General features: G+C 70.2%; 2 protein-coding genes and 1 pseudogene. 1 reads left to right on the forward strand and 2 read right to left on the reverse strand.

Annotated features, from left to right (window positions below; translation table 11 throughout):
- Nucleotides 1-187 precede the first annotated feature (187 nt).
- Nucleotides 188-931 (reverse strand): SDR family oxidoreductase, encoded by a 744-nt coding sequence (locus ABDW35_RS35425; RefSeq protein ID WP_343718530.1) that lies wholly within the window; start codon nt 929-931, stop codon nt 188-190.
- A gap of 100 nt (nt 932-1031) precedes the next feature.
- On the opposite strand from ABDW35_RS35425, the gene ABDW35_RS35430 reads away from it, so the two are divergent.
- Nucleotides 1032-1937, forward strand: a complete 906-nt coding sequence (locus tag ABDW35_RS35430) for a LysR family transcriptional regulator (RefSeq protein ID WP_343718531.1) — start codon at nt 1032-1034, stop codon at nt 1935-1937.
- A gap of 156 nt (nt 1938-2093) precedes the next feature.
- Here ABDW35_RS35430 and ABDW35_RS35435 read toward each other — a convergent pair.
- Nucleotides 2094-2516, reverse strand: a pseudogene (locus ABDW35_RS35435) (ATP-dependent chaperone ClpB); the annotation flags it as partial.

Here is a 2516-nt window from a genome sequence, read left to right on the forward strand (position 1 = left end):
AGCAGCTCGAGCCGGATATGGCCGTTCTCGGTGATCCACATGCCGACGAGGTCGGCTTCGGAGAGTTCGGTGCGTGTCATGTCGGTGGCCTGCGGTGTGGGACTCGAGGATCGGGCATCGGCGTCCAGGGCGGCAAGGACCGCCAGGGTCGCCAGGGCGATGCGGGAGGGTGCCATGACGCCGCCGCTCAATAGGCCTGGGCGGTCGGGCGCACGACCAGCTCGTTGACGTCGACGTCCGCCGGCTGGTCGACGGCATAGGCGATGGCGCGGGCGATGGCGTCGGCCGGGAGCAGGTCGCGGCGGTAATCCTCGATCGCCGCCCGCCGCAGCTCCGGGTCGGAGATGCCGTTGGCCAGCTCCGATTCGGTCGCGCCGGGCGCCACCAGCGTGACCCGGATGCCGCCGCCGATCTCCTGCCGCAGCCCCTCGGAAAAGGCGCGCACGGCGTATTTCGTCGCCGAATAGACCGCGGCGGTCGGCACGATGCGCCGATCGGCCACCGAGGTGACGTTGACGACATGGCCGCTGCCCTGGGCGCGGAACACCGGCAGCGCCGCGGCGACGCCGTACAGCACGCCCTTGAGGTTGACGTCGACCATCCGGTCCCATTCCTCGACCTTCAGGTCCGCCACCGGGGACAGCGGCATCACCCCGGCATTGTTGACGATCACGTCCAGCCGGCCGAACTGCGCCACCGCGGCCTGGACGAACGCCTCGACATCCTCGCGGCGGGTGACGTCCAGGCGCCGCAGAGCCACCCTGCCGCCGTCGCGCCGGATCTCGTCGGCCAGCGCCTCCAGCCGGTGCAGGCGGCGGGCGCCCAGCATCACGGCCGCACCGGTCTTGGCGAAGTGGCGGGCCACGGCCTCGCCGATGCCGCTCGACGCGCCGGTGACGGCGATGATCTTGCCTTCCATGGGACTCTCCATCGGTTGCGGCGGTCCTTGCCGCCGCCGCAGACCTTATGGCTTGACCCGGCACGACACGAACGCATAGTCGACATCATTTCAATGACTGCGAGTCGTGCTCATGGCCTTCGATGGCCGACTGCTGAGCGGCATCAGCGCCCTGGCCGCGGTGGTGGAGGCCGGCAGTTTCGTGCGGGCCGCCGACACCCTCGGCCTGACCCAGTCCGGCGTCAGCCGCGCCGTCGCTCGACTGGAGGCGCGGCTGGGCGTGCGCCTGTTCGACCGCACGCCGCGGGCGATCACGCTGACCGAGGAAGGCCGCCGCTTCTATGATGGGGTGATGCCGCATCTGACCGGCATCGAGGAGCGCGCGGCCGAGGCGTCGGGCGGCGCCACCGCCGTGCGCGGCCGGCTGCGGGTCAATGCCGATGCCGCCTTCGGCCATTACGTCCTGGTGCCCCGCCTGGCCGCCTTTATGACGCGGCATCCGGAGATCGAGCTGGAGCTGGTGGTGCGCGATCGCATCGGCGACCTGGTGGCGGAGGGTTTCGACATCGCCCTGCGCTTCGGCGAACCCGAGCCCTCCGGCCTGAACAGCAGGCTGCTGCTGGAGACGCGGGTGATCACCTGCGCCGCCCCCGACTACGTCGCCCGGCGCGGCCGGCCGCAGCATCCCGACGACCTGGTGCGGAACGACCATGAGTGCGTGCTGGTGAAGGAGGCCGCCACCGGCCGGCCCTATGAATGGGAGTTCCGGCGCAAGGCAGAGGTGCTGACGGTGCCGGCCAAGGGCCGGCTGACGGTGAACGACGCCGGCGGCCTGATCGGCGCGCTCTTGGGCGGCCAGGGCATCGGCCAGCCGCTGGAGTTCAGCGTGCGCGACCTGCTGGCTTCAGGCCGGCTGGTCCGGCTGCTGCCCGACTGGTCGGATGAGCGCTTCCCGGTCTACGCCTATCACCGCTCGCGCGGTCTGCCCTCGGCCCGGGTGCGCGCCTTCCTCGACTTCGTGTTCGAGATCACGGTGTAGGTGCCCTCCCCGTCATTGCGAGGAAGCGAAGCCGACGAAGCAATCCATGGTCCCGCAAGAGCGGCTGCATGGATTGCTTCGCTGCGCTCGCAATGACGAACTCCGTCCAAAAGAAAAGGGGCGCCGGAGCGCCCCCTCCCTATTTCCTCCCGGCCCTCAGGCTGCTGCGGCGAGCGGCTGGGGCTGGAGCACCAGCCCCTCCTCGCCGGCCGTGACCTTGACCGTGCTGTCGTCGACCACCCTTCCTTCCAGGATCGCCGTCGCCAGCGGGTTCTGCAGCTCACGCTGGATCACCCGCTTCAGCGGCCGCGCCCCGTAGATCGGGTCGTAGCCCTGGTCCGCCAGCCAGCCCTTGGCCTTGTCGTCCAGCTCCAGCACCACCTTGCGGTCGGCCAGCAGCTGGCGCAGGCGCTGCAGCTGGATCTCGACGATGCCGGTCATGTTCGCCCGGGTCAGCCGGCGGAACACGATCATCTCGTCGAGCCGGTTCAGGAACTCCGGCCGGAAGTGCTGGCGCACCGCCATCAGCACCTTCTCGCGGCTGACGAAATCGATCTCGCCTTCCGTGTCGCCCTGCTC

The sequence above is a fragment of the Inquilinus sp. genome (genome assembly GCF_039594555.1).
In the GTDB taxonomy this organism is placed as follows: domain Bacteria; phylum Pseudomonadota; class Alphaproteobacteria; order DSM-16000; family Inquilinaceae; genus Inquilinus.